22 protein-coding genes are annotated in these 24,660 nt (G+C 66.6%); 20 read left to right on the forward strand and 2 right to left on the reverse strand.

Annotated features, from left to right (window positions below; translation table 11 throughout):
* Positions 1 to 136 precede the first annotated feature (136 nt).
* Positions 137 to 781: a TetR/AcrR family transcriptional regulator gene (locus ABW18_RS01770; RefSeq protein ID WP_049697269.1), complete on the reverse strand. Its 645-nt coding sequence runs from the start codon at positions 779 to 781 to the stop codon at positions 137 to 139.
* A gap of 77 nt (positions 782 to 858) precedes the next feature.
* Between ABW18_RS01770 and ABW18_RS01775 the strand changes: the two genes are divergently transcribed.
* The 11 genes from ABW18_RS01775 (at position 859) to pyrF (ending at position 13,749) form a co-directional block, all read left to right on the forward strand.
* Positions 859 to 2,631, forward strand: coding sequence for a bifunctional sugar phosphate isomerase/epimerase/4-hydroxyphenylpyruvate dioxygenase family protein (locus ABW18_RS01775; protein WP_049697270.1), 1,773 nt, complete (start codon positions 859 to 861; stop codon positions 2,629 to 2,631).
* A gap of 56 nt (positions 2,632 to 2,687) precedes the next feature.
* On the forward strand, positions 2,688 to 3,803 hold the full coding sequence (locus ABW18_RS01780) for a M24 family metallopeptidase (protein WP_049697271.1): 1,116 nt from the start codon (positions 2,688 to 2,690) through the stop codon (positions 3,801 to 3,803).
* A gap of 66 nt (positions 3,804 to 3,869) precedes the next feature.
* The gene (gene efp, locus ABW18_RS01785; RefSeq protein ID WP_049697272.1) at positions 3,870 to 4,433 is read left to right on the forward strand and encodes an elongation factor P; all 564 of its coding nucleotides are present in this window, start codon (positions 3,870 to 3,872) and stop codon (positions 4,431 to 4,433) included.
* Positions 4,434 to 4,463: 30 nt separating this feature from the next.
* Complete coding sequence (gene nusB, locus ABW18_RS01790) at positions 4,464 to 4,928, forward strand: transcription antitermination factor NusB (RefSeq protein ID WP_049697273.1); 465 nt, start codon at positions 4,464 to 4,466, stop codon at positions 4,926 to 4,928.
* Between the two features lie 88 nt (positions 4,929 to 5,016).
* Entirely contained in the window at positions 5,017 to 5,589 is a 573-nt protein-coding gene (gene pyrR / locus ABW18_RS01795; RefSeq protein ID WP_049697274.1) for a bifunctional pyr operon transcriptional regulator/uracil phosphoribosyltransferase PyrR, read from the forward strand.
* Positions 5,589 to 6,560 carry an aspartate carbamoyltransferase catalytic subunit gene (locus ABW18_RS01800; protein ID WP_049697275.1) on the forward strand — a complete coding sequence of 324 codons (972 nt, stop codon included), beginning with the start codon at positions 5,589 to 5,591 and terminating at the stop codon, positions 6,558 to 6,560. The genes pyrR and ABW18_RS01800 overlap by 1 nt, the downstream gene beginning before the upstream one ends.
* Positions 6,557 to 7,888: a dihydroorotase gene (locus ABW18_RS01805; protein WP_049697276.1), complete on the forward strand. Its 1,332-nt coding sequence runs from the start codon at positions 6,557 to 6,559 to the stop codon at positions 7,886 to 7,888. Before ABW18_RS01800 ends, ABW18_RS01805 begins: the two co-directional genes overlap by 4 nt.
* Positions 7,885 to 8,406: a PH-like domain-containing protein gene (locus tag ABW18_RS01810; protein ID WP_049697277.1), complete on the forward strand. Its 522-nt coding sequence runs from the start codon at positions 7,885 to 7,887 to the stop codon at positions 8,404 to 8,406. The genes ABW18_RS01805 and ABW18_RS01810 overlap by 4 nt, the downstream gene beginning before the upstream one ends.
* Positions 8,403 to 9,572 carry a glutamine-hydrolyzing carbamoyl-phosphate synthase small subunit gene (gene carA, locus ABW18_RS01815; RefSeq protein WP_049697278.1) on the forward strand — a complete coding sequence of 390 codons (1,170 nt, stop codon included), beginning with the start codon at positions 8,403 to 8,405 and terminating at the stop codon, positions 9,570 to 9,572. Before ABW18_RS01810 ends, carA begins: the two co-directional genes overlap by 4 nt.
* Positions 9,572 to 12,907: a carbamoyl-phosphate synthase large subunit gene (gene carB / locus ABW18_RS01820; RefSeq protein ID WP_049697279.1), complete on the forward strand. Its 3,336-nt coding sequence runs from the start codon at positions 9,572 to 9,574 to the stop codon at positions 12,905 to 12,907. Before carA ends, carB begins: the two co-directional genes overlap by 1 nt.
* Positions 12,907 to 13,749: an orotidine-5'-phosphate decarboxylase gene (gene pyrF, locus ABW18_RS01825; RefSeq protein ID WP_049697280.1), complete on the forward strand. Its 843-nt coding sequence runs from the start codon at positions 12,907 to 12,909 to the stop codon at positions 13,747 to 13,749. The genes carB and pyrF overlap by 1 nt, the downstream gene beginning before the upstream one ends.
* Positions 13,750 to 13,818: 69 nt before the next feature.
* Here the strand turns inward: pyrF and ABW18_RS01830 are convergent, their stop codons facing one another.
* Positions 13,819 to 14,373 carry a hypothetical protein gene (locus tag ABW18_RS01830; protein WP_235434262.1) on the reverse strand — a complete coding sequence of 185 codons (555 nt, stop codon included), beginning with the start codon at positions 14,371 to 14,373 and terminating at the stop codon, positions 13,819 to 13,821.
* A 614-nt stretch (positions 14,374 to 14,987) separates the two neighbouring features.
* On the opposite strand from ABW18_RS01830, the gene mihF reads away from it, so the two are divergent.
* The 9 genes from mihF (at position 14,988) to ABW18_RS01880 (ending at position 24,566) form a co-directional block, all read left to right on the forward strand.
* Complete coding sequence (gene mihF, locus ABW18_RS01840; protein WP_005173231.1) at positions 14,988 to 15,302, forward strand: integration host factor, actinobacterial type; 315 nt, start codon at positions 14,988 to 14,990, stop codon at positions 15,300 to 15,302.
* Entirely contained in the window at positions 15,299 to 15,901 is a 603-nt protein-coding gene (gene gmk / locus ABW18_RS01845; protein WP_197500791.1) for a guanylate kinase, read from the forward strand. The genes mihF and gmk overlap by 4 nt, the downstream gene beginning before the upstream one ends.
* Positions 15,898 to 16,197, forward strand: coding sequence for a DNA-directed RNA polymerase subunit omega (gene rpoZ / locus ABW18_RS01850; RefSeq protein WP_005202695.1), 300 nt, complete (start codon positions 15,898 to 15,900; stop codon positions 16,195 to 16,197). Before gmk ends, rpoZ begins: the two co-directional genes overlap by 4 nt.
* 12 nt (positions 16,198 to 16,209) lie before the next feature.
* Entirely contained in the window at positions 16,210 to 17,454 is a 1,245-nt protein-coding gene (gene coaBC / locus ABW18_RS01855) for a bifunctional phosphopantothenoylcysteine decarboxylase/phosphopantothenate--cysteine ligase CoaBC (RefSeq protein WP_049697283.1), read from the forward strand.
* Positions 17,455 to 17,583: 129 nt separating this feature from the next.
* Positions 17,584 to 18,795: a methionine adenosyltransferase gene (gene metK, locus ABW18_RS01860; protein WP_005202699.1), complete on the forward strand. Its 1,212-nt coding sequence runs from the start codon at positions 17,584 to 17,586 to the stop codon at positions 18,793 to 18,795.
* Between the two features lie 64 nt (positions 18,796 to 18,859).
* Complete coding sequence (locus ABW18_RS01865) at positions 18,860 to 20,791, forward strand: primosomal protein N' (RefSeq protein WP_049697284.1); 1,932 nt, start codon at positions 18,860 to 18,862, stop codon at positions 20,789 to 20,791.
* Positions 20,792 to 20,830: 39 nt separating this feature from the next.
* Positions 20,831 to 21,775 (forward strand): methionyl-tRNA formyltransferase, encoded by a 945-nt coding sequence (gene fmt, locus ABW18_RS01870; RefSeq protein WP_049697285.1) that lies wholly within the window; start codon positions 20,831 to 20,833, stop codon positions 21,773 to 21,775.
* Positions 21,772 to 23,145, forward strand: a complete 1,374-nt coding sequence (locus tag ABW18_RS01875; protein WP_049697286.1) for an RsmB/NOP family class I SAM-dependent RNA methyltransferase — start codon at positions 21,772 to 21,774, stop codon at positions 23,143 to 23,145. The genes fmt and ABW18_RS01875 overlap by 4 nt, the downstream gene beginning before the upstream one ends.
* 110 nt (positions 23,146 to 23,255) lie before the next feature.
* Positions 23,256 to 24,566, forward strand: a complete 1,311-nt coding sequence (locus tag ABW18_RS01880) for an HNH endonuclease (RefSeq protein WP_083444274.1) — start codon at positions 23,256 to 23,258, stop codon at positions 24,564 to 24,566.
* Positions 24,567 to 24,660 lie beyond the last annotated feature (94 nt).

The raw sequence follows: 24,660 nt of genomic DNA on the forward strand, positions 1-24,660 counted from the left end.
GCTCCGTAATGTACGAACTAGTACGTTCGCAATCGAGTAGAGCACTGTGCGCTGCGTCTCGTCAACAGTTTCGTGTGATTGGAATCGCACAAGAAGACGCAGAGGATCCTGACGGGCCTCGCTCGAGGAAGTGGGTTCAGGCGGTGGTCGTGAGCCATCCGACGACGACGTCGCCGATCATTCTGCGCAGGTGAGCGCGGTGCGACGTCTCGGTCAGATCGACGTCGAAGAGGTAGCCGAACGTGTAGCGATTGGCCACCTGGAACACGCAGTACGAGCTGATCACCAGGTGGACATCGAGTGCACTGACGTCGGTCCGGAACAGGCCGGCTGCACGACCGTCGGCGAGTATTTCGTCGAGGAGCGACGTCGCGGGTGCGCTCAACTGCGGGAGATCGGTGAGTCTCCGGATGAAGTCACCGCGATGGATGTTCTCGATCGAGACCAGGCGGATGAAGTCGTCGTTGTCGATGTGATGGTCGAAGGTGACTTCGGCGAGTCGTCGGATCGCCTCGATCGGATCGGCGTGGTCGACGCGCAGCTTCTGTTCCGCCTGACGGATTCCTCGGTACGCCCGGTCCAGAACCGCCAGGTAGAGGCCCTCTTTGCCGCCGAAGTAGTAGTAGATCATCCGTTTGGTGGTGCGCGTGCGTTCGGCGATCTCGTCTACGCGGGCGCCCGAGTATCCCGACTCGGCGAAGACCTCGGTGGCAACGTCGAGCAGTTCTGCACGTGTGCGCTCGGGATCGCGCTGGAGTTCGGATTTCGGCTTGGCGGCCACGGTGGGAGCTTACTTGCGAGGCGTCTGTCCGTGACGAACCATTGCCACCGCAATGTACCAATTGGTACATTGATGTGATGAAGACCTCGATTGCGACCGTCTCGGTGTCTGGCTCACTCGTCGAGAAACTGCACGCGTGCGCCGACGCGGGGTTCGACGGCGTGGAGATCTTCGAGCCCGATCTGATCGCCGCAGACCAGTCCCCGGAGGAGATTCGAGCTCTCGCACACAGGCTCGGGCTGGCGCTGTACCTATATCAGCCGCTACGCGACATCGAAGGTGTCAGCGAGGCGAGATTCGCCGACAATCTGCGACGCGCGGACGCGACATTCGCCACGGCTGCGCGACTGGGTATCGACACGGTCCTCGTGTGCAGCAATGTCGCCACCGCAACGATCGACGACGACGCGGTGTCCGCCGATCAGCTCCGACGCGTCGGCGATCTCGCGGCCGGACACGGCCTTCGCATCGCCTTCGAAGCCCTCGCCTGGGGACGGTTCGTCGACGACTACCGGCGTTCATGGCGCATCGTCGAGCTCGCCGACCATCCGGCAGTCGGCCTGTGTCTCGACAGTTTTCACGTGCTCTCGCGCGGGCACGATCCGTCGGCGATCCGAGCGATCCCGGGGGAGAAGATCTTCTTTCTCCAACTCGCCGACGCCCCGGCACTGTCCATGGACGTGTTGTCGTGGAGTCGGCACCATCGCTTGTTCCCTGGCGAAGGCGCGTTCGATCTCGAGGACTTCGTCGGTCATGTCCTGGCTGCCGGATACACCGGCCCGCTGTCGTTGGAGGTCTTCAATGACACGTTCCGACAGACCGACCCCGTACCGACGGCGGCGCACGCGCATCGGTCGCTGCTGTGGTTGCAGGATCGGCTCGACCTGATCGACATCCCGGATCCCAAGCCCCCGACAGGATTCGACTTCGTCGAGATCAAATCCGAGGACACCCGCGAGGTCGAGGCCATGTTGCACCAGCTTGGCTTCGTCGGCCGCGGCCGACATCGGAGCAAGCCGGTCACGTTGTGGACGGCGGGTCAGGCGCGGGTGGTTCTCAACGAGCAACAGGCGCGTGACGAGTCGCCGCACATCGCGGCCATCGGACTCCAGGTATCCGACCCGGACGCGGTGAGCAGACGCGCTTCGATCCTCGGTGCGCCTGCGGTCAATCGGCGCACGCACGCGTCGGAGCACGCGTTCGGCACGACGATCGTGCCGGGCGGCACCGAGGTCTTCTGGACGGGCGCGACCGCCGACTCGCCCCGCTGGGTCGACGAGTTCGACGACGGACTGCCGACAACAAGCACGACGATTCGCGCGATCGACCACGTCAACCTCACCCAGCAGTGGGAGACCGCCGACGACGCACGGCTCTTCCTGATGAGCGTGTTCGGTCTCGACGCCGACGACCCCGTCGAAGTGCCAGGACCGCGCGGGTTGATCCGCAGCCAGGTGTTGCGCTCTGCGGACGGTGCCGTCCGGGTTCCGCTCAACGTCGCACCGCACGTCCTCGACTCCGAGGCGATCGCGCAGCACGTCGCGTTTGCCTGTGATGACGTGCTCGGACTCGCGCGTCGCGCACACGACGCCGGCCTGCAGTTCCTGCGTGTCCCGGACAACTACTACGACTACGTCCGCGGACGCTTCGGTATTGACGAGGATCTGCTGGCGCAACTGCGCGAGCTCGGCGTGCTCTACGACCGCAGCTCTGATCCGGCCGGCGGCTACCTGCTGCACTTCTACACCCGCACGGTGGGCCGAGTCTTCTTCGAATTCGTCCAACGGTTCGACGCCTACGACGGATACGGCATCGACAACGCACCCGTGCGGCTCGCCGCACAGCAGTGACACCGCGGCTCGCCGCGCAGCAGTGACGCCGCGGCCCTCCGAGTAGCGTGAGTGGCATGCTCACAGCTCCGTTGCCCGATGAATTCGCGCGTCGTCGCGAGCGTTTTCGTGCACTGATCTCGACCGGCCCCGAACCCGTCGACGTCTTCGTGGTCTCCGATCTCACCAACATCCGCTACCTGAGCGGGTTCACGGGCTCGAACGCCGCGCTGTCGATCTCCGCCGCGGGCAGTGACGGCGACCGGATCTGCACGGATGGGCGCTACATCACGCAAGTCGCCGAGCAATCGGGCGACCTCGTCGCCGTCATCGCGCGCAACTGCACCGAAGAGCTCGTCGGAGCCGCGCTCGTATCGGGGGCGTCGCGGGTCGGCTTCGAGTCGGACATCCTCACCGTTGCGACCCACGCGAATCTGACAGGTGGTCTCGCGCAGGGGAGCGAACTCGTCGGACGGACCGGCCTCGTCGCCGAGTTGCGTGAGGTCAAAGACGACGCAGAGGTCGAACTGCTGCGGCGTGCGTGTGCCATCGGCGACGTAGCGCTCGCCGAGATCATCTCCGACGGCGTGATCCGCGCCGGCGCGACCGAACGCGAGGTGGCACGCGCGCTCGAGAACGCGATGTTCCGGCACGGCGCCGACGAGATCTCCTTCGAGACCATCGTCGCGGCCGGTGCCAACTCGGCGATCCCGCATCATCGCCCGACGTCGGCGGTGCTCGCCGACGGTGACTTCGTGAAGATCGACTTCGGGGCGGTCGCAGGCGGCTACCACTCGGACATGACCCGCACCTATGTGCTCGCGCGCGCTGCGGACTGGCAGCGAGAGATCTACGACCTGGTCTTGACGGCACAGACCGCGGGCCGTGAGGCGCTGAAAGCGGGTGCCGACCTGAGGTCGATCGACGCCGCTGCGAGGTCGGTCATCGACGACGCGGGTTACGGGGACCAGTACGTCCACGGACTCGGCCACGGCGTCGGACTCGAGATCCACGAAGCGCCCGGCATCGGAAAACTGGCGACGGGTACACTACCTTCCGGCGCAGCGGTGACTGTGGAGCCCGGTGTCTACCTCCCCGGAAGAGGTGGCGTCCGGATCGAGGACACGCTCATCGTCACAGATGGCGAGCCCGACCTGCTGACCACCACCGACAAGACCTTTACCGTCATCTGACGGCCCGCGCACCCCGATGCGCAGGAGATGCACACATACCGACGTAGAAGATTGAGGAACTGATTCATGGCGACCACCGCCGATTTCAAGAACGGTCTCGTACTCCGCATGGACAACCAGCTTTGGCAGATCCTGGAGTTCCAGCACGTCAAGCCCGGCAAGGGGCCTGCGTTCGTGCGTACGAAGATCAAGAACGTGCTCAGCGGTAAGACCGTCGACAAGACGTTCAACGCGGGCGTCAAGGTCGAGACCGCGACCGTCGACCGTCGCGACATGCAGTTCCTGTACAACGACGGCACCGACTACGTCTTCATGGACGCCCAGGACTACGAGCAGTACCCGATCGCGCCGGAGACCGTCGGCGACGGTGCGCGCTTCCTGCTCGAGAACATGACCGTCCAGGTTTCCCTGAACGAGGGTCAGCCGCTCTTCGTCGAGCTCCCGGTCACCGTCGAGCTCACCGTCACGCACACCGACCCGGGCCTGCAGGGCGACCGGTCGACCGGCGGCACCAAGCCGGCCACGGTCGAGACCGGCACCGAGATCCAGGTGCCGCTGTTCATCAACACCGGCGACAAGCTGAAGATCGACTCGCGCGACGGCAACTACCTCGGCCGCGTCAACAGCTGATCACCAATCTCGGTCAACGAAGGTAGATCAGTGAAGCAACCCGGAACCCGGCACAAGGCTCGCCGGCGCGCAGTGGACCTGTTGTTCGAGGCTGAGGCCAAGCAGGTCAGCCCCGCGCAGCTCGTCGCGGAACGGCGCGAGTTCGTACGCGACGACGAGAGCGTCGGCGAGATCCACGACTACACCGCGACGGTGATCGAGGGACTGGCCGACGATCAGACGCAGATCGACTCCGTCGTTGCGTCGCATCTGAAGGGCTGGACCCTGGAGCGGCTTCCCGCCGTCGACCGTGCGATTCTCCGTCTCGCGACGTGGGAGCTCTTCAACTCGACCGACGTCGATCCGATCGTGATCGTCGACGAGGCCGTCGAATTGGCCAAGGAACTGTCCACCGACGACTCACCCGCGTTCGTCAACGGTGTGTTGGCAAAGATCGCCGAGCTCGCCCCGCAGGTGCGGGCAGCGCAGGCGGCCGGGTCCGACGGGCAGGGCTGAACAGCCCGATGCCTACCGGCGTGTAGAGTATTCGGCGACAGACATCCTTTAACGATCCGTCCAGTGAGGCGGAGAAGGAGGTCCATACATGGGCGAACGTGTTCTGCTCGACGCCGCGGATGTGTCCCGCACCATCGCGCGCGTCGCGCACCAGGTCATCGAGAAGACGGCTCTGGACTCACCTGATGCACCCCGCGTGGTGATCATCGGAATCCCGACGCGCGGAACGACTCTCGCCAATCGGCTGGCCGCGAGGATCAAAGAGTTCTCCGGCGTCGACGTTCCCGTCGGATACCTCGACATCACGCTCTACCGCGACGATCTCCGCGCCAAACCGCACCGCCCGCTCGAACGCACGATGGTGCCTGCCGGTGGCGTCGACAACGCGGTCGTCGTACTCGTCGACGACGTGCTCTACTCGGGCCGAACCGTTCGCGCCGCACTCGACGCGCTGCGCGACCTCGGCCGTCCCGCCGCGGTCCAACTCGCAGTCCTCGTCGACCGCGGCCACCGCGAACTACCGCTACGCGCCGACTACGTCGGCAAGAACATCCCCACCTCGCGTGACGAGACCGTGTCGGTCCACCTGACCGAGCACGACGGCGTCGACGAGGTTGTGCTCGGCTCGAAGGGGTCGGGCGACGAGCAGGCGGCTCAGTGATGCGCCACCTACTCTCGACTGCCGACCTGACCCGCGACGACGCCACCGATCTTCTCGACGAGGCCGAGCGCTTCGAACAAGCGCTGACCGGTCGCGAGATCCGCAAACTCCCGACGCTGCGCGGACGCACCGTCATGACGGTGTTCTACGAGAACTCCACTCGCACAAGGGTTTCCTTCGAAGTCGCGGGCAAATGGATGAGCGCCGACGTCATCAATGTGAGCGCGTCGAGCTCGTCGGTCAACAAGGGCGAATCGCTGCGCGACACCGCAAAGACGTTGCGGGCGGCGGGAGCCGATGCGCTCATCGTGCGGCATCCCGCGTCGGGCGCGGCACATCAGATCGCGGCGTGGACATCCGGCGGATTCGGCCCCGACGGCCCGGATGCGGAAGGTACCGGACCTGCGGTGATCAACGCGGGCGACGGCACCCATGAGCACCCGACGCAGGCGCTTCTCGACGCGCTCACGCTCCGCCAGCGACTCGGCAGCATCGAGGGACGTCGGATCGCCCTCGTCGGCGATGTGCTGCACTCGCGCGTCGCGCGGTCGAATGCGCACCTGCTCTCCACACTCGGCGCCGACGTCGTGCTGGTCGCGCCGCCGACGTTGCTCCCGGTGGGAGTCGACGAGTGGCCGGTCGAGACGTCGGGCAACCTCGACGCCGAACTACCGGGCGCCGACGCCGTGATGATGCTGCGGGTGCAGGCGGAGCGCATGAACGGTGGCTTCTTCCCGTCCGCGCGCGAATACTCGGTGCGCTACGGCCTCAACGAGCGTCGGATGGGGTTGCTGTCCGACGACGCCGTCGTGCTGCATCCGGGTCCGATGCTGCGCGGCATGGAGATCGGCTACTCGGTCGCCGACTCGCCGCGCGCGACCATTCTCGAACAGGTGCGCAACGGCGTGCATGTCCGCATGGCGGTGCTCTTCCGGCTGCTCGCGGGCACAGAATCAGGAGGTGCGCTGTGACCGGCCCCAGCTCGGCAGCAGGATCGGTTGCCACCGGATCAGTGCTGATCCGCTCGGTCCGCCCGTACGGCGAGGGCGACCCGGTCGACGTGCTTGTCACCGACGGCGAGATCGCGGAGATCGGAACGTCGATCGACGCCCCGGACGACATCGAGGTCGTCGACGGTAACGGCGCCATCGTGCTGCCGGGCTTCGTCGACATGCACACGCATCTGCGTGAACCCGGCCGCGAAGACACCGAGACGATCCGAAGTGGTTCTGCCGCAGCGGCTCTCGGTGGATATACGGCCGTGTTCGCGATGGCCAACACCGCGCCCGTCGCCGACAACTCGACGGTGACCGACAACGTCTGGCGTTCCGGACGCGAAGTCGGACTCGTCGACGTCTACCCGGTCGGGGCCGTCACCGTCGGACTCGAGGGCAAGCAACTCGCCGAGATGGGCATGATGGCGTCGGGAGCCGCAGGCGTCCGCATGTTCAGTGACGACGGAAAGTGCGTCTCCGACCCGCTGCTCATGCGGCGTGCGCTCGAATACGCCAAGGGACTCGGCGTGCTCATCGCCCAACACGCAGAAGAGCCACGCCTCACAGTCGGCGCCGTCGCGCACGAGGGCCCGACGGCGGCACGGCTCGGACTCGCGGGCTGGCCGCGCGCGGCCGAGGAGTCGATCGTCGTCCGCGACGCCCTGCTGGCACGCGACGCCGGGGCGCGGGTGCACATCTGTCACGCGTCGACCGAGGGCACCGTCGCACTGCTGCGCTGGGCCAAGGAGCAGGGGATCGACGTGACCGCCGAGGTCACACCGCATCACCTGCTGCTCGACGACTCGCGGCTGCAGACGTACGACGCCATCAACAAGGTCAATCCGCCGCTGCGTGAGGAGCGCGACAAGGTCGCGCTGCGTCAGGCGTTGGCCGACGGGATCGTCGACTGCGTCGCGACAGATCATGCGCCGCATGCCGCGCAGGAGAAGTGCTGCGAGTTCGCGCAGGCCAAGCCGGGAATGCTCGGCTTACAGACCGCGCTGCCCATCATCGTCGAGACCATGGTCAACCCGGGCCTGCTCGACTGGCGAGGCGTTGCCCGCGTTATGAGTGAACGTCCGGCACAGATCGTCGGGCTCACCGATCAGGGCCGCCCGGTCGCCGTCGGCGAACCCGCGAATCTGACGCTGGTCGACCCGGAGACGTCGTGGGTGGTGCACGGGCGCGAGCTCGCTAGCCTTTCCGACAACACCCCCTACGAGTCGATGTCGATGCCCGCCACCGTCGTGGCAACACTGCTGCGCGGCGTGGTCACGGCGCGCGACGGCGAGGTGACACGGTGAGTGCGTCGGAGATCCTCATCGTGATCGTCGTCGTGCTGGTGTGGCTGGGACTGATCTCACTGGTGCTGCGCGGATGGCGCAACCGAGGCCGTGGCCAGGCAGAGTTGATCGGCGAGATGCCCGTGGCTCCAACCGAACTCGGCGAGCCGCAGCTCGGCCCCGACTCCGGTTTGTACGTCGGTTCGACGCTCGCGCCGAGTTGGCAGAACCGGGTGGCCGTCGGCGACGTCGGCGATCGTGCCACCGCAACCATCTCGGCCTACCCCGACGGTGTGCTGCTCGAACGGCGTGGTGCCAGCGATATCTGGATTCCGCGTTCGTCGATCACCGCCGTCCGCACCGAGCGCGGACTCGCGGGCAAGGTCATGACGGCCGACGGACTGCTGGTGATCCGCTGGGTGCTGCCGACGGGAACCGAAATCGATTCAGGAATACGTGCCGACGACAAGACCGTCTACCCGGGATGGGTGGCCGCATTCGACACACAGCCCGATACAGAACAGAGGAAAGACCAATGACCGCAGCGGTTCTGGTGCTCGAAAACGGCCAGGTGTTCCGCGGCCGGGAATACGGCGCCGTCGGCGAGACGCTCGGCGAAGCGGTGTTCTGCACTGCGATGACCGGCTATCAGGAGACACTGACCGACCCCAGCTACCACCGTCAGATCGTCGTCGCGACCGCCCCGCAGATCGGTAACACCGGCTGGAACAACGAGGACGGCGAATCGACGGGCAGTGCGGGCAGTGAGGGCGAGGTCGGCGACTCGGGCAAGATCTGGGTTGCCGGGTACGCGGTGCGCAATCCCACACGGCGCGTGTCGAATTGGCGCGCGACCACGTCACTGGAGGCGGAGCTCGAGCGTCAGGGCATCGTCGGTATCTCGGGTATCGACACCCGGACCGTAGTGCGTGTGCTGCGCGACCACGGATCGATGCGGGCCGGGGTCTTCTCCGGTGCTGCGCTCGCAGACGACGACGAGCTCATCTCCCGGGTGCGTAGCCAGCCGTCGATGAAGGGCGCGAACCTCGCCGGCGAGGTCAGCACCGACACCGGCTACCTCGTAGAACCGGGCTCCGATCCGCAATTCACCGTTGCCGCAATCGATCTCGGTATCAAGACCAACACCCCACGCATGTTCGCCGAACGCGGAGTCGCGGTACACGTGCTGCCCGCGGACGCCGGATTCGACGCGATCGCCGAGCTGAAGCCCGACGGCGTGTTCCTGTCGAACGGCCCGGGCGACCCGGCGACCGCCGACGATGCCGTCGAGCTGACCCGTCAGGTCCTCGGAGCCGATCTGCCACTGTTCGGCATCTGCTTCGGTAACCAGATCCTCGGCCGCGCATTCGGCCGGAACACCTACAAGATGAAGTTCGGCCACCGCGGCATCAACATCCCGGTGATCGACGCTGCGACCGGCAAGGTGTCGATCACCGCACAGAATCACGGCTTCGCGCTCGAGGGCGAAGCGGGCGAAGAGTTCGACACCGACTTCGGACGTGCCCGCGTCAGCCACGTCTGCGCCAACGACGGAACCGTCGAAGGCGTCGAATTGCTCTCCGGCCGAGCGTTTTCGGTCCAATACCACCCAGAAGCGGCGGCCGGTCCACACGACGCCGCCTATCTGTTCGACAGATTCGTCTCCCTGCTGGAGGCTGATCGCGCCAACGGAACGAGGTCCTAATGCCGCGCCGCGACGACATCAATCACGTCCTGGTGATCGGCTCCGGCCCGATCGTCATCGGACAGGCCTGCGAGTTCGACTACTCGGGCACCCAGGCGTGCCGCGTCCTCAAGGCCGAGGGCCTGCGCGTGAGCCTGGTCAACTCCAACCCGGCGACCATCATGACCGATCCGGAGTTCGCCGACGCCACCTACATCGAGCCGATCACGGCCGAGTACGTCGAGAAGGTCATCGAGGCCGAGCGCGACGCCGGTCATCCGATCGACGCGGTACTCGCCACCCTCGGTGGGCAGACTGCGCTGAACACCGCTGTGGCCCTGCATGATCGGGGTTCTCTCGAGAAGTACGACATCGAACTGATCGGTGCCGACTTCGACGCCATCCAGCGCGGCGAGGACAGGCAGATGTTCAAGGACATCGTCGCCAAGGTCGGGGGAGAGAGCGCACGGTCGCGCGTCTGTCACACCATGGAAGAAGTGCGTGAGACCGTCGCCGACCTCGGGTATCCCGTGGTCGTGCGCCCGTCGTTCACGATGGGTGGCCTCGGTTCGGGTATGGCCTACAACACCGACGACCTCGACCGCATCGCGGGTGGCGGCCTCGCGGCGTCGCCGACCGCCAACGTGCTCATCGAGGAGTCGATCCTCGGGTGGAAGGAATACGAGCTCGAGCTGATGCGCGACAACCGCGACAACGTGGTCGTCGTCTGTTCGATCGAGAACGTCGACCCGGTCGGAGTGCACACCGGCGATTCGATCACCGTCGCACCGGCAATGACCCTGACCGACCGCGAATACCAGAAGATGCGCGATCTCTCGATCGACATTCTGCGCGAGGTCGGCGTCGACACCGGCGGCTGCAACATCCAGTTCGCGCAGGACCCGCGCGACGGACGACTCATCGTGATCGAGATGAATCCGCGAGTGTCCCGTTCGTCGGCATTGGCTTCCAAGGCAACGGGTTTCCCGATCGCCAAGATCGCCGCGAAGCTCGCGATCGGCTACAGCCTCGACGAGATCACCAACGACATCACGAAAGAGACCCCTGCCTGCTTCGAGCCGACGCTCGACTACGTCGTGGTCAAGGCGCCGCGTTTCGCGTTCGAGAAGTTCCCCGGCGCCGACGACACGCTGACCACCACGATGAAGTCGGTGGGCGAGGCGATGAGTCTCGGACGTAGCTTCGCCGAGGCGTTCGGCAAGGTGATGCGCTCGCTCGAGACCAAGGCGGCCGGATTCTGGACCGAGCCGAACCGACCCGATCCGGCGACCGTCGACCTCGAGGCCCTGCTGGAGGAGATCGCGACGCCCAAGGACGGTCGCATCTACAAGGTGATGCTCGCGTTCGACGCCGGAGCCACCATCGAGCAGGTCTACGACGCCACCGCCATCGACCCGTGGTTCCTCGCCGAGATCGCGGGGATCGGGGCGCTCGGCGCGCAGATCCGTGACGCCGACGAACTCACCGAGGATCTGCTCCGCGACGCGAAGTCGAACGGCTTCTCCGATCGTCAGATCGCGGCTCTGCGTGACGATTTCGCCGACGAGAATGCCGTTCGCGCCCACCGTCACGGGCTCGGCGTCCGACCGGTCTACAAGACCGTCGACACCTGTGCCGCGGAATTCGAGGCAAAGACGCCGTACCACTACTCGACCTACGAGCTCGATCCCGCGGCAACCAGCGAGATCGCTCCGCAGACCGAGCGGCCCAAGGTGCTGATCCTCGGCTCGGGTCCCAACCGCATCGGCCAGGGCATCGAGTTCGACTACTCGTGCGTGCATGCGGCGCTGACCCTGTCGGAGGCCGGCTACGAGACGGTCATGGTCAACTGCAACCCGGAGACGGTCTCGACCGACTACGACACCGCCGACCGCCTCTACTTCGAGCCGCTGACCTTCGAGGATGTGCTCGAGGTATACCACGCGGAGTCGGAGTCGGGCACGGTCGCGGGAGTGATCGTCCAACTCGGCGGACAGACACCGCTCGGACTCGCCGACCGTCTCGAGGCCGCCGGGGTGCCGATCGTCGGAACCAGCCCTGCGGCAATCGATCTCGCGGAGGACCGTGGCGAGTTCGGCAAGGTACTGACCGACGCCGGACTGCCCGCGCCCGCGTTCGGTACGGCCACCTCGTTCGAGGAGGCACGCGACACCGCCGCCCGGATCGGCTACCCGGTACTGGTGCGCCCGTCCTACGTGCTCGGCGGTCGCGGCATGGAGATCGTGTACGACGAGGCATCGCTCGCCGACTACATCTCGCGCGCAACAGAATTGACGCCCGACCACCCGGTGCTCGTCGACCGCTTCCTCGAAGACGCGGTCGAGATCGACGTCGACGCGCTGTGCGATGGCACCGAGGTGTACATCGGTGGCGTCATGGAGCACATCGAGGAGGCCGGTATCCACTCCGGCGATTCGGCGTGCGCGCTGCCGCCGATCACGCTGGGCCGATCGGATCTCGAGATGGTCCGACGCTCGACCGAGGCATTGGCCAAGGGTATCGGCGTGCGCGGACTGATGAACGTCCAGTACGCGCTCAAGGACGACATCCTGTATGTCCTGGAGGCGAATCCGCGTGCCAGCCGCACCGTGCCGTTCGTGTCGAAGGCGACGTCTGTCCCGCTCGCAAAGGCGTGCGCACGCGTCATGCTCGGCGAGACCATCGCCGAACTGCGTGAGCAGCAACTGCTGCCTGCCACCGGAGACGGCGGCACCGCGCCGATCGACGCTCCCATCGCGGTCAAAGAAGCGGTATTGCCGTTCAACCGCTTCCGCCGCTTCGACGGCACCGGAGTCGACGCGCTGCTGAGCCCGGAGATGAAGTCGACGGGCGAGGTCATGGGAATCGACGCCGATTTCGGGCGGGCGTTTGCCAAGTCGCAGACCGCGGCATACGGCTCACTGCCCACCCAGGGCGCCGTCTTCGTGTCGGTGGCCAACAAGGACAAGCGCGCTCTGCTCTTCCCGGTCAAGCACCTCGCCGACCTCGGGTTCACCATCCTGGCCACCGAGGGCACCGCAGAGGTGTTGCGGCGCAACGGAATCGTCGCGACGACAGTGCCCAAGCACTTCGAGGCCAAGCCGGGGGAGCGCACGATTGTCGATGCGATTCTTGCCGGTGAGGTCGCGATGGTGATCAACACGCCCTACGGCCAGTCGGGTCCGCGCGTCGACGGTTACGAGATCCGCAGCGCTGCAGTCACCGCGGGAATTCCGTGCATCACCACCGTGCAGGGAGCCAGCGCAGCGGTCCAGGGCATCGAGGCCGCGTTGCGAGAAGAGATCGGCGTCGAATCGCTGCAGCGTCGGCACGCAACGTTGATCAACGAGGGGTGATGAGTGTGACACGTTCGGACACAACAGGTTTCGCGGTTCATTACCGATCTGCTGTTGCCGAACGTGGCAGGCTGTGCGCCGGGATCGACCCCCACGTCGAGCTGCTCGAGCAGTGGGGGTTGCCCGTCGACACCAGCGGACTGCGGCAATTCGCCGACATCTGCGTCGACGCGCTCGGCCCGGTCGCAGCCGTGATCAAACCGCAGGTGGCCTTCTTCGAGGCGTTCGGCGCCGCGGGATTCGCGGTGTTGGAGTCGGTCATCGCGGGGTGCCGGGCGGCGGGTGCCGTCGTACTCGCCGACGCCAAGCGCGGCGACATCGGCTCCACGATGCAGGCGTACGCGCACGCGTGGCTCGACGAACGGTCACCGCTGTGCGCCGACGCCGTCACCGTCTCGCCGTATCTGGGATTCGGCTCACTGTCGCCCGCGATCGACGCCGCGCGCAGCGGTGGGCGCGGTGTCTTCGTGCTCGCGCGCACGTCCAACCCCGAGGGTGCCGGCCTGCAGCTCGCCACGACGGGCGACCGGACCGTCGGACAGACGATCGTCGACGACGCCGCTGAACAGAACGCTGACGGATCGGCGACGGTCGGGCTTGTCGTCGGAGCAACTCGTGCGCACGGGCTCGATCTGAGCGCACTGAACGGCCCCATCCTGGCTCCCGGTCTCGGAGCGCAGGGTGCGACGGCCGCCGACCTGCCCGAGGTCTTCGACGGCGCCGACCCTGCGTGGGTGCTGCCCGCGAGTTCCCGCGGCGTGCTGCGCGCCGGCCCCGACGTTGCGGCGCTGCGGGCGGCGTTCGCGGTTGCTCGTGACGAGGTAGAGGCCGCCCTGGGCTGATCGTCGGATTCTCGACGACGAGACGCCCGCCCGACACATCCGTGCCGGACGGGCGCCTGCTCGTTCCTATCACCACAGGTCATAGACGGCGTTCGCGTTGGGGAATCCGCTCGCGACCGAGGCATTGACGAAGTAGTGACCACCGGTGGTGCCGGTCATGTTGGTGTTCACATCGCCGCGCACGTTCTCCAGCTCGTAGATCGCACGCGGGCCGAAGGCGCCGACCTGATAGTTGACGAACACCGTCTCCGACGCCGCGTTCGGTGCACTGGCGGTGACGACCTCACTGGCACCCGGGGCCAGAGCGAACTGAGGCGCGTTGATCCACTGACCGGAGCCCGGTGTGCCGCCCGCGTAGAACTCGGTGTGATCGGTGTGGTTGGTGATCGTCATGGCGACGGTCGGCTCTCCCGGATGGTTCACGGGCAAGGTGCCCGCGTGTGCCGCGCCGACTCCGGCGGCTGCCAGTGTGCCGGCGATTCCGAGTCCTGCGACGACGGCCGCGGTGCGGATTGCGAAGGTCTTGCGGTGACGCGGCGTGGTCTGCCCGGTGCTTGCGGTGTTGCCGGTCTCGGTGCTTGCGGCGGCGGTGTTGGTCTCAGGGGTGGTGTTGTTGGCGTTCATGGTGTTTCTCCTTGCGACGGGGCCGCGTCCTTTGGGGGCGTGGTCGCTGTTTCTGACACCAATGACTTTGCCGCTCAGAAGCCCTTCGCAACCTCCGCCTACGGGCTGATCAGCAGGATGATCAGCGCATCCCCCGATCGGTGGATGTGGGCGTCGGCACAGCAGAACGTCGAGGACGCAGGCGCGCGACACGCTCAACGAGTGCATCAATTCGCTGAGTTTGTCGGTCGCAACTGCTGTCACAGCAGTACCAGGCAGGATTCGACGAGCATCGACGACTTCGGGGCGTCGGAAACGATCGTGTCACGGAGCCGGGTCTGTGACCTGCGGGTTTATTCGGATTCGTGGTCTGTCACAGCGAACGCGTAGGCTCTGCCGGGTCGTCGGTGAGCAGGGAGTTTCCGAACCCTCTACATCACCGAGGCCGACCGAAAACGCGGGGGTGCCTCTCGCAAATGCCTGTTCAGATGGGTACGGTCGCTTTCGCTGCAGTCATTCGAGGTGATGTCGCCCCAGATCGGGGCGAGTACACGTCGGGACCCGCGGCCACACGCCGCCGGAGCCTGCCCCGGGCGCCGGTGTAGTCAGTTCGAGAACGAAAGACGGAGGAACCCGTGGCGCTTCCCCAGTTGACAGACGAGCAGCGCGCCGCTGCGTTGGAGAAGGCAGCTGCCGCTCGCCGAGTACGCGCCGAGCTCAAGGAGCGTCTCAAGCGCGGCGGCACCGATCTCTCGCAGGTGCTCAAGGATGCCGAGACCGATGAGATCCTCGGCAAGATGAAGGTCTCGGCTCTGCTCGAGGCGTTGCCGAAGGTTGGCAAGGTCAAGGCGCAGGAAATCATGACCGAACTCGAGATCGCCCCGACGCGCCGCCTGCGCGGCCTCGGCGATCGTCAGCGCAAGGCGCTGCTCGAGAAGTTCCCGTCCTGAGCGGGCAGAACACACACACGAGGGGCCGACTGGTTATTCTGGTCGGCCCCTCGGCCGTGGGTAAGTCGACCGTCGTGAGACGAGTCCGCGAGCTCGTGCCAACCCTGTTCTTCAGCGTCTCCGCCACGACGCGCGCGCCGCGCCCCGGCGAGGTCGACGGCCGCGACTATTACTTCGTTTCCGACGCCGAGTTCGATCGCATGATCGCCGACGACGAGTTCCTCGAGTGGGCAGAGATCCACGGCGGACTCCAGCGATCGGGCACGCCGGCGAAGCCTGTCGAAAACGCGCTCGCCAAGGGACAGCCGGTACTGTTGGAGGTCGACCTGGCCGGCGCACGCAACGCGGTACGCCGACTTCCCGAGGCCATCACCGTCTTCCTCGCGCCGCCGAGTTGGGACGATCTCGTCGAACGACTCGCAGGTCGCGGCACCGAAACACCCGAGGCGGCACAGCGTCGTCTCGAAACCGCCAGAACCGAAATGGACGCGCAGGGCGAGTTCGACCACGTGGTGGTCAACAACGAAGTCGACTCAGCCGCCCGCCAGTTGGTATCCTTGCTGGTTGGATCCGACAATACAAAGCAGGAGTTCGCGTGAGCACGCAGACCAATTTCGACACCCCCGAGATCGTCGACGCACCGTCGTACGACACACCGCTCGGAATCACCAATCCTCCGATCGACGATCTGCTCGAGCGCGCATCGTCGAAGTACGCCCTGGTGATCTACGCGGCAAAGCGCGCACGTCAGATCAACGACTACTACAACCAGCTCGGCGACGGCATCCTCGAGTACGTTGGCCCGCTCGTCGAGCCGGGTATGCAGGAGAAGCCGCTGTCGATCGCCATGCGTGAGATCCACTCGGATCTGCTGCAGCACACCGAGGGCGAGTAGTACCCACAGGAGATGACCACTCCGGGCGCCAAGCGGCGCATTCTGGTCGGCGTCGGCGGCGGTATCGCCGCGTACAAGGTGTGCTCGGTCATCCGACACTTCACCGAGGCCGGACACGAGGTGCGGGTCATCCCGACTCGTGCGGCCCTCGAATTCGTCGGCGCGGCGACCCTGGAGGCACTGTCGGGTCATCCGGTGTCCACCGAGGTCTTCGAGCACGTCGACGAGGTGCCGCACGTCCGATTGGGGCAGGGCGCCGACCTGGTGATCGTCGCGCCTGCCACAGCCGACCTCATGGCGCGGGCCGCGACGGGGCGCGCCGACGACCTGCTGACCGCGTCGCTGCTGACGGTCACGTGTCCGGTGATGTTCGTGCCCGCCATGCACACGGAGATGTGGGAGCACCCCGCAACGCAGGCCAACGTCGCCACGTTGCGTGAGCGCGGCGCCACCGTCGTGACACCGGCCTCCGGAAGGCTGACCGGTCGCGACACCGGTGCCGGACGCCTACCCGAGCCGCAGGAGATCGCGCTTCTCGGCGAACTGCTGCTCGACCGCTCCGACGCGCTGCCATACGACCTGGCCGGAGCGCGCATCGTGATCAGCGCCGGAGGCACCCGCGAACCGCTCGACCCCGTGCGCTACCTCGGCAACCGCAGTTCGGGCAAGCAGGGATTCGCTCTCGCACGCGCCGCAGCGCAGCGCGGAGCCCACGTGACCGTCGTCGCGGGTTCGACCAACGAGGCGGGCGAACCGGCAGGCGTCGACGTCGTCCACATCGAGGATGCGCGAGAACTCGCCGACGAGATGACCAAGCGTGCCGCAGACGCCGACGCGGTGATCATGGCGGCGGCCGTCGCCGACTTCCGGCCGATCACCGTCAACGACACCAAGATCAAGAAGAACGACGACGGCCCCGCGCCGATCGAGCTGACGACCAATCCGGATATCTTGCGGGGTCTCGTGCAGTCCCGCGAGTCCGGAGCCATCCCGTCCGAGGTCGTGATCGTCGGCTTCGCGGCCGAGACCGGAGACGAACACGGCGGCGTGCTCGACCACGGCCGCGAGAAGCTGCGCCGAAAGGGCTGCGATCTACTCGTCGTGAACGCGGTCGGCGACGGCAAGGCCTTCGGAACCGAGGACAATACCGGCTGGTTACTCGCAGCGAACGGCAACGAAACGTCGCTTCCGTACGGTTCGAAAACACTCATGGCGAGCCGAATACTTGACGAAGTTCACGCTTTGCTGCCTGATTAGGTTCGCGCTCCACCTCGTCAATCGGATGTCGGGACGAGTGTGTAGGTTTGTAATCCACGAGACCACCAACGGCGATCATTCGAATTGCCGTGTGCTCCCAGTGGGGGGACACATGTTTGAGAGGATCAGATGACCAGCTCTGCGTCACGCCTGTTCACCAGTGAGTCGGTCACGGAGGGCCATCCGGACAAGATCTGCGACGCCATCAGCGATTCGGTCCTCGACGCGATCCTCACCGACGACCCGAAGGCCCGCGTTGCCGTCGAGACCCTCGTCACCACCGGGCAGGTTCACGTGGCAGGAGAGGTCACGACGACCGCCTACGTCGATATCCCCGGCATCGTCCGCAGCAAGATCCTCGAAATCGGCTACGACTCGTCCACCAAGGGCTTCGACGGCGCGTCGTGCGGTGTGAACGTGGCAATCGGCGCTCAGTCGCCCGATATCGCGGGCGGTGTGTTCAACTCGCACGAGAGCCGCAGCGGCATCTCCGAGGACGAGATCGACGCTCAGGGCGCGGGCGACCAGGGACTCATGTTCGGGTACGCCACCGACGAGACACCCGAGCTGATGCCGGTGCCGATCGCGCTCGCCCATCGACTGTCGCGTCGGCTCACCGAGGTTCGCAAGAACGGCACGCTGCCGTACCTGCGACCCGACGGCAAGACCCAGGTCACCATCGAATACGACGGCGACAAGCCGGTCCGACTCGACACCGTCGTCGTCTCGACGCAGCACGCAGCCGATATCGACCTCGAGAAGATGCTCACCCCCGACATCAAGTCGCAGGTGATCGATCCCGTCCTCGCCGAGCTGGATCTGCCCGGCTTCACCACCGAGGGCTACCGACTGCTGGTCAACCCCACGGGCAAGTTCGTGCTCGGCGGCCCCATGGGCGACGCCGGCTTGACCGGACGCAAGATCATCGTCGACACCTACGGCGGCATGGCCCGCCACGGTGGTGGTGCCTTCTCGGGTAAGGATCCGTCGAAGGTCGACCGCAGCGCGGCGTACGCCATGCGCTGGGTCGCCAAGAACGCTGTCGCTGCCGGTCTCGCCAGCCGCATCGAGGTGCAGGTCGCCTACGCCATCGGCAAGGCAGCTCCCGTCGGACTCTTCGTCGAGACCTTCGGCACGGAGAAGACCGATCCCGAGGTCATCCGCAAGGCGATCTCCGAGACCTTCGATCTGCGGCCGCTCGCGATCATCCGCGATCTCGACCTGCTGCGCCCGATCTACGGCCCGACGGCGGCCTACGGCCACTTCGGACGCACCGATCTGGACCTGCCCTGGGAGAACACCGACCGGGCCGACAAGCTGCGCTCGGCAGCGGGTCTCTAAGACATAAGCCGCAGTTCTGCAGAAAGAACGTGCAGCGTCGAAGCCGGTCGCGAAGGTCCTGCCCATGCTCGGGCTGGCCCATCTCGACCGGCCTTTCGATTATCTGATCGACGCCGAGCAAGATGCCGATGCCGTCCCGGGTGTCCGTGTGCGGGTTCGGTTCTCCGGCCGACTCGTCGACGGCTTCCTTCTCGACCGCGTCGAAGAATCCGAGCATCCCGGCAAGCTGGGGTGGCTCGAACGGATCGTCTCACCCGAGCCGGTGCTCTCACCCGAGATGATGCTCGTGTGCCGTGCCGTGGCCGAGCGCTACGCAGGCACGATGTCCGACGTGATCCGACTTGCCGTGCCGCCTCGACATGCGCGCACCGAGAAGGGGGAGACGCCTGCGCCGACGTCGGACGTCGTCGTTCCCGAACGTGATGGGTGGCGTGCGTATCTCAACGCAGACTCCTTCGTAGACTCACTCGCCGACGGCGCTCCGCGCGCGCTGTGGCAGGCGACGCCGGGGGAGGACTGGCCTGCCCGACTCGCCGAACTCGCTGCCCACGTCGCCGCAGCGGGACGCGGGGTGGTCGTCGTGGTGCCCGATCAACGTGACCTCGACCGATTGTCGGCAGCATGTGAGCCGCTGCTCGGCGACCGGTGCGTCACCCTCGCCGCCGGACTCGGCCCGACCGCCAGGTATCGGCGGTGGTTGGCGGTGCGGCGTGGTGCTGCCGACGTCGTGCTCGGGACCCGTAGCGCGGTGTTCGCGCCCGTGCACGATCTGGGACTGATGGTCATCTGGGACGACGGCGACGACAGCCTGGATGAGCCGCGAGCGCCGTATCCGCATCCGCGCGAGGTCGCGGTGTTGCGGGCGCACATCGAGCGCGCCGGACTCGTGATCGGTGGTTTCGCACGAACCGCCGAGGCGCAGGTGCTCGCCGAGGCGGGCTGGGCACACGACCTCGTGGCCGCGCGCGCGACGGTCCGCGACCGCAGCCCCAGGATCGACGCGATCAGCGACGAGGATTCGCGCGTGGCACGTGATCCGCTGGCGCACAGTGCACGTATACCCGAGGTGGCGTTCGACGCCGCGCGCAAGGCCATCGCCGCCGACACCCCGGTCCTGTTCAGCGTGCCGCGGCGCGGCTACATCCCATCGCTCGCGTGTGCGCGGTGTCGTACCCACGTGCGCTGCCGGTCGTGTCACGGGCCGGTACAGATGGGCGCCGACCAGCAGCTCACCTGCCGATGGTGTGGCCGTGTGGAGTTGCGCTTTCGCTGTGTCGAGTGCGGCGGTACGCAGGTCAGGGCGCTGACGACGGGCGCTCGTCGCACCGCAGAGGAATTAGGACGGGCGTTCGCGGGGGTCCCGGTACTCACCAGCGGTGGCTCGTCGATCCACGACCGGGTCGACGGCGGTGCGCGCGTCGTCGTGTCGACGCCGGGCGCCGAGCCGGTTGCCGACGGCGGTTACGGAGCCGCGGTCGTCCTCGACACGTGGGCCCAGCTCGACAGATTCGACCTACGCGTCGACGAGAACGCGGTCCGCCGATGGATGGCGATCGGTGCGCTGATCCGCGCGCGCCACGACGGCGGCGCGATGGTGATCGTCGCCGACGCCTCACTGAGCCCGGTACAAGCGGTCATCCGGTGGGACCCGGTGGGCTTCGCCGCGCACGAACTCGCCAATCGGGTCGAGCTGGGTTTTCCGCCCGCGGTCACGATGGCGTCGATCGACGGCGACACCGCGTCGATCAACGCGTTCACCGATCTGATCGAATTGCCCGCCGGCGCAGACGTTCTCGGGCCCGTGCCACTGCCGCCGGGTGTGCGTCCTCCCGCAGGTGTTCCCGACGGCGCTGAGATCGAACGCATTCTGGTGCGCACCGATCGTCGGCACGGGCGCGAACTGACGGCGGCGCTGACCGAGGCGCAGGTGCGGCGCAACACACATCATGAGACCGGGCCGATCCGTGTGCAGGTCGATCCACCTACCATCGGATGAGCGCAATGTCTGCGCCCAACGATGCCGAAGGAGTCTGACGTGCGGATCGTGTTCGCCGGAACACCCGAGGTCGCGGTGCCCTCGCTGCAGCGGCTCCTCGAGTCACCCGACCATGAGGTCGTCGGTGTGATCTCACGACCCGATGCGGTCGCGGGGCGTGGTCGTAAGGTGTCGCGGTCACCGATCGCCGAGCTGGCCGATGCGAACGGCATCGAGGTCATCACTCCGCGTCGGATGTCCGACGCCGACGTCGCCGAGGCTCTCGCTCGGTGGCAACCCGCCGTCGGGGCCGTCGTCGCTTATGGCGGGCTGATTCCGCCGGACGTTCTCGAAATCCCACCGCATGGCTGGATCAACCTGCACTTCTCGGTGTTGCCCGCATGGCGTGGCGCCGCACCGGTGCAGGCCGCGATCGCCGCGGGTGACGAGACCACGGGCGCCAGCACCTTCCTGCTGGAGAAGGGACTCGACACCGGCCCCGTGTACGGCGTGCTGACCGAGACGATCCGCCCGACCGACACCAGCGGAGAACTGCTGGACAGATTGGCCGTCGCCGGGTCGACGCTGCTTCTGTCCACCCTGGACGGGATCGCCGCGGGTGCGCTGTCGCCGGTGCTGCAGCCCGCGGACGGGGTCAGCCACGCACCCAAGGTCGAGGTCGACGACGCGCGGGTGCGGTGGGATCTGCCTGCGCACCTGCTCGATCGACGTATTCGTGCGCACACTCCCGCACCGGGCGCATGGACGACGCTCGGCGACGCGCGTGTGAAGGTCGGCCCGGTCGGTCTCGTCGGCTCCGACGACCCTTCCGCGCCAAAGGATCTGGCGCCTGGGCGCGTCGTCGTGACCAAGAAGGTGGTGTTCGTGGGTACGGCCACCGATCCCGTGCGGCTCGGGTGGGTGCAGCCGCCGGGTAAGAAGCAGATGCCGGCCACAGATTGGGCGCGTGGGGCGCGCCTCGACGAGGAGACGGTGCTGTCATGAGTGATCCGAAGCTGCGGAAGAAGGCCGCCGATCCGGTACGCGAGGTCGCCCGAGACGTCCTGCGCGCCGTCCGCGAGCGCGACGCCTACGCCAACCTCGTACTTCCGAAGCTATTGCGGGAACGCAAGATCACCGGACGTGACGCCGCGCTGGCCACGGAGCTGACCTACGGCACCGCGCGTGCGTTCGGCACTCTCGACGCGATCATCGCCGCGGCCGCGAATCGTCCGGTGTCCGAGATCGATGGCGACGTCCTCGATGTACTGCGTCTCGGTGCCTACCAGTTGCTGCGGACCCGCATCGGGGCGCACGCGGCGGTCTCGACGTCCGTCGACCTCATTCGTAGCGAAAAGGGCATGGGCCCTTCGGGTTTCGTGAATGCCGTGCTGCGCAAGATCTCTCAACGCGACGAGGACCTGTGGGTTGACGAACTGGCTCCGCCGATCTGGGACGACCTCGTAGGAAACCTGGCGTTCCGATATGCGCACCCGCGCTGGATCGCGGAGGTCTTCTCCGACGCGCTCGGTGGTTCCGCAGGCGAACTGCAGGCCGCGCTCGCCGCCGACGACGACCGACCACCCGTGCACCTCGTCGCACGCCCGGGACTCATCACCGCAGAGGAATTGGCCCTCACGAGCGGTGGCGAGGTCGGTCGCTACTCGCCGTACGCGGTGTACCTGCCGGGCGGAGACCCCGGCGACATCGAGGCTGTGCGTCAGGGTTATGCGGGAGTTCAGGACGAGGGGAGTCAGCTCGTCGCACGGGCTGTCACCGCCGCCGACGTCGGCGAGGACGGCGGCCGATGGTTGGACATGTGCGCGGGCCCCGGCGGTAAGGCCGCGCTGATCGGCGCGATCGCCGACATCGACGGTGCGCATCTCGACGCCGTCGAGGTGAGTGAACACCGCGCCGACCTGATCCGGGGTGTCACCCGCGACATGCCCGTCGACGTACACGTCGGCGACGCGCGCAACCTCACGCCCGAGACGGGCCTGGCCCCGGGCTACGACAGGATTCTGCTGGACGCCCCGTGCTCGGGACTCGGCTCGCTTCGTCGTCGACCGGAGGCCCGCTGGCGGCGCACTCCCGACGACGTGACCGAACTCGTAGGCCTGCAGCGTGAACTGCTTACGGAGGCTTTACGAATGGTGCGCCCCGGCGGCGTCGTCGTCTATTCGACGTGCTCGCCGCACCCCGCGGAGACGACCGAGCTCGTCGCCTCTGTTCTCGACGACGTCCCGGAGGCCCGCCAGCTCGACGCCCGGCCGCTGGTGGGTACCGAGGAGATCGGCGACGGGCCGCACGTACAGCTCTGGCCCCATCGGCAGGGCACCGACGCCATGTTCCTGGCCGCGCTGACGAAGGAGTGACCACTACTCCTCGGCGCGTTCGATCCAGTGCTGCATTGATCGAAAATGCTTGCGGCACCGCCTGATTCGAGGTAGTCTAGAACAAATATTCGACGGCGTCGGGGGGTCTCATGCTCGCAGAAATCAGTGACCTGGAATCGCTGGTTTCTGCGCTCGGTGAGATGCCTGCCGCTGAGTCTGAAGCCGATGCCGCCGCCCGGCTGACCGTTCTGGAAGAGATCAAATCCGCCTGTGCCGCAGCGCAAGCGCGTGAGGCCGCCCGGCTGGATGAACTCCGTCGCGCCGATGAGGAACTGCGTGGCGTGCCGAAGGCGAGGCAGGGCAGGGGACTCTCGGCCGAAGTCGGAATCGCTCGAAAAGCCTCTTCGCAGAAGGGTTCTCAGTATCTCGGGTTCGCGCGGGCGATCCAGCACGAGATGCCCCACACGCGAGACGCGCTGGCGTCGGGTCGGCTGACGGAGTGGCGTGCCACCATTCTGGTCCGCGAGACGGCCTACCTCACCCGCGAAACACGCGAGGAGATCGACCGACGAGTCTGCGCAGATCCGACGACGCTCGACGGTGTCGGCGACCGCCAACTCGAGGCGCTCGCCAAGCAGCACGCGTACGAGTTGGAACCTCAGGCCGTGGTGGATCGAAAAGCGAAGGCCGAGAAGGATCGTCGAGTGTCGGTACGTCCGGCGCCCGATCTGATGACTCAGTTGTCCGCGCTGCTGCCGATGAAGCAGGGAATCTCGGTCTACGCGGCACTCAAGCGATACGCCGACTCGGTCGTCGGTGCAGACGACCGAAGCCACGCGCAGATCATGGCCGACACGCTCGTCGAGCGGGTCACCGGACAGAAATCGGCCGACGCCGTCCCCGTCGCGGTCAACGTCGTCATGTCGGCCGACACGATGCTCGGGGGCGAGAAGGCGGCGGAGGTTCCGGGATACGGGCCGATTCCGGCGTCTATTGCACGTCAGCTCATCTCCGAGGGCTTCGACCCCGATAGTGAGATCGCGTCAACGTTCAGACGCCTGTACGCGAGGCCGTCCGACGGCACGCTGGTCTCGATGGACGCAAAGTCGCGCTGCTTTCCCGCGGCACTGGCGCTCTTCGTCGCCCGGCGCGACAGGCGATGCAGGGTTGCCTACTGCAACGGCCACGTCGAACACATCGACCACATCCTCGCTCACCGCAGTGGTGGGCCAACCACCGCGGAGAACGGCGAGGGGCTGTGCCGTCTCCACAATCTGGTCAAGGAACTACCCGGCTGGAAGTACCGTCGGCGCACCGAGTTCGGCGACATCACCGTGATCGACGTCATCACACCCTCGGGGCGCGAGCACCGGAGCACGTCACCGCCCGCTGTCGGCTTCCGGCCGGCGGGGGAGAGTGCGCTCGAGACCGAACTGGCGGCGCTGATCAACGCAGCGTGACGTCGGTTGCGCAACTGACGATGACGAGGGTTCCGCCGACCTCGTCGTCGACGACGACGAGTCGACATCAGCTATGGCAGATGGGCGAAATGCA

Origin of the sequence: Gordonia jacobaea, assembly GCF_001186365.1 — a bacterium.
In the GTDB taxonomy this organism is placed as follows: domain Bacteria; phylum Actinomycetota; class Actinomycetes; order Mycobacteriales; family Mycobacteriaceae; genus Gordonia; species Gordonia jacobaea.

Coding starts and splice junctions, on each gene's coding strand:
- carA (WP_049697278.1), top strand. CDS start 8,403: ATGACCGCAGCGGTTCTGGTGCTCGAAAACGGCCAGGTGTTCCGCGGC.
- metK (WP_005202699.1), top strand. CDS start 17,584: ATGACCAGCTCTGCGTCACGCCTGTTCACCAGTGAGTCGGTCACGGAG.
- pyrF (WP_049697280.1), top strand. CDS start 12,907: ATGAGTGTGACACGTTCGGACACAACAGGTTTCGCGGTTCATTACCGA.
- pyrR (WP_049697274.1), top strand. CDS start 5,017: ATGGGCGAACGTGTTCTGCTCGACGCCGCGGATGTGTCCCGCACCATC.
- ABW18_RS01830 (WP_235434262.1), bottom strand. CDS start 14,373: ATGAACGCCAACAACACCACCCCTGAGACCAACACCGCCGCCGCAAGC.
- ABW18_RS01875 (WP_049697286.1), top strand. CDS start 21,772: ATGAGTGATCCGAAGCTGCGGAAGAAGGCCGCCGATCCGGTACGCGAG.
- ABW18_RS01775 (WP_049697270.1), top strand. CDS start 859: ATGAAGACCTCGATTGCGACCGTCTCGGTGTCTGGCTCACTCGTCGAG.
- carB (WP_049697279.1), top strand. CDS start 9,572: ATGCCGCGCCGCGACGACATCAATCACGTCCTGGTGATCGGCTCCGGC.
- ABW18_RS01865 (WP_049697284.1), top strand. CDS start 18,860: ATGCTCGGGCTGGCCCATCTCGACCGGCCTTTCGATTATCTGATCGAC.
- ABW18_RS01780 (WP_049697271.1), top strand. CDS start 2,688: ATGCTCACAGCTCCGTTGCCCGATGAATTCGCGCGTCGTCGCGAGCGT.
- ABW18_RS01880 (WP_083444274.1), top strand. CDS start 23,256: ATGCTCGCAGAAATCAGTGACCTGGAATCGCTGGTTTCTGCGCTCGGT.
- efp (WP_049697272.1), top strand. CDS start 3,870: ATGGCGACCACCGCCGATTTCAAGAACGGTCTCGTACTCCGCATGGAC.
- coaBC (WP_049697283.1), top strand. CDS start 16,210: ATGACCACTCCGGGCGCCAAGCGGCGCATTCTGGTCGGCGTCGGCGGC.
- ABW18_RS01800 (WP_049697275.1), top strand. CDS start 5,589: ATGCGCCACCTACTCTCGACTGCCGACCTGACCCGCGACGACGCCACC.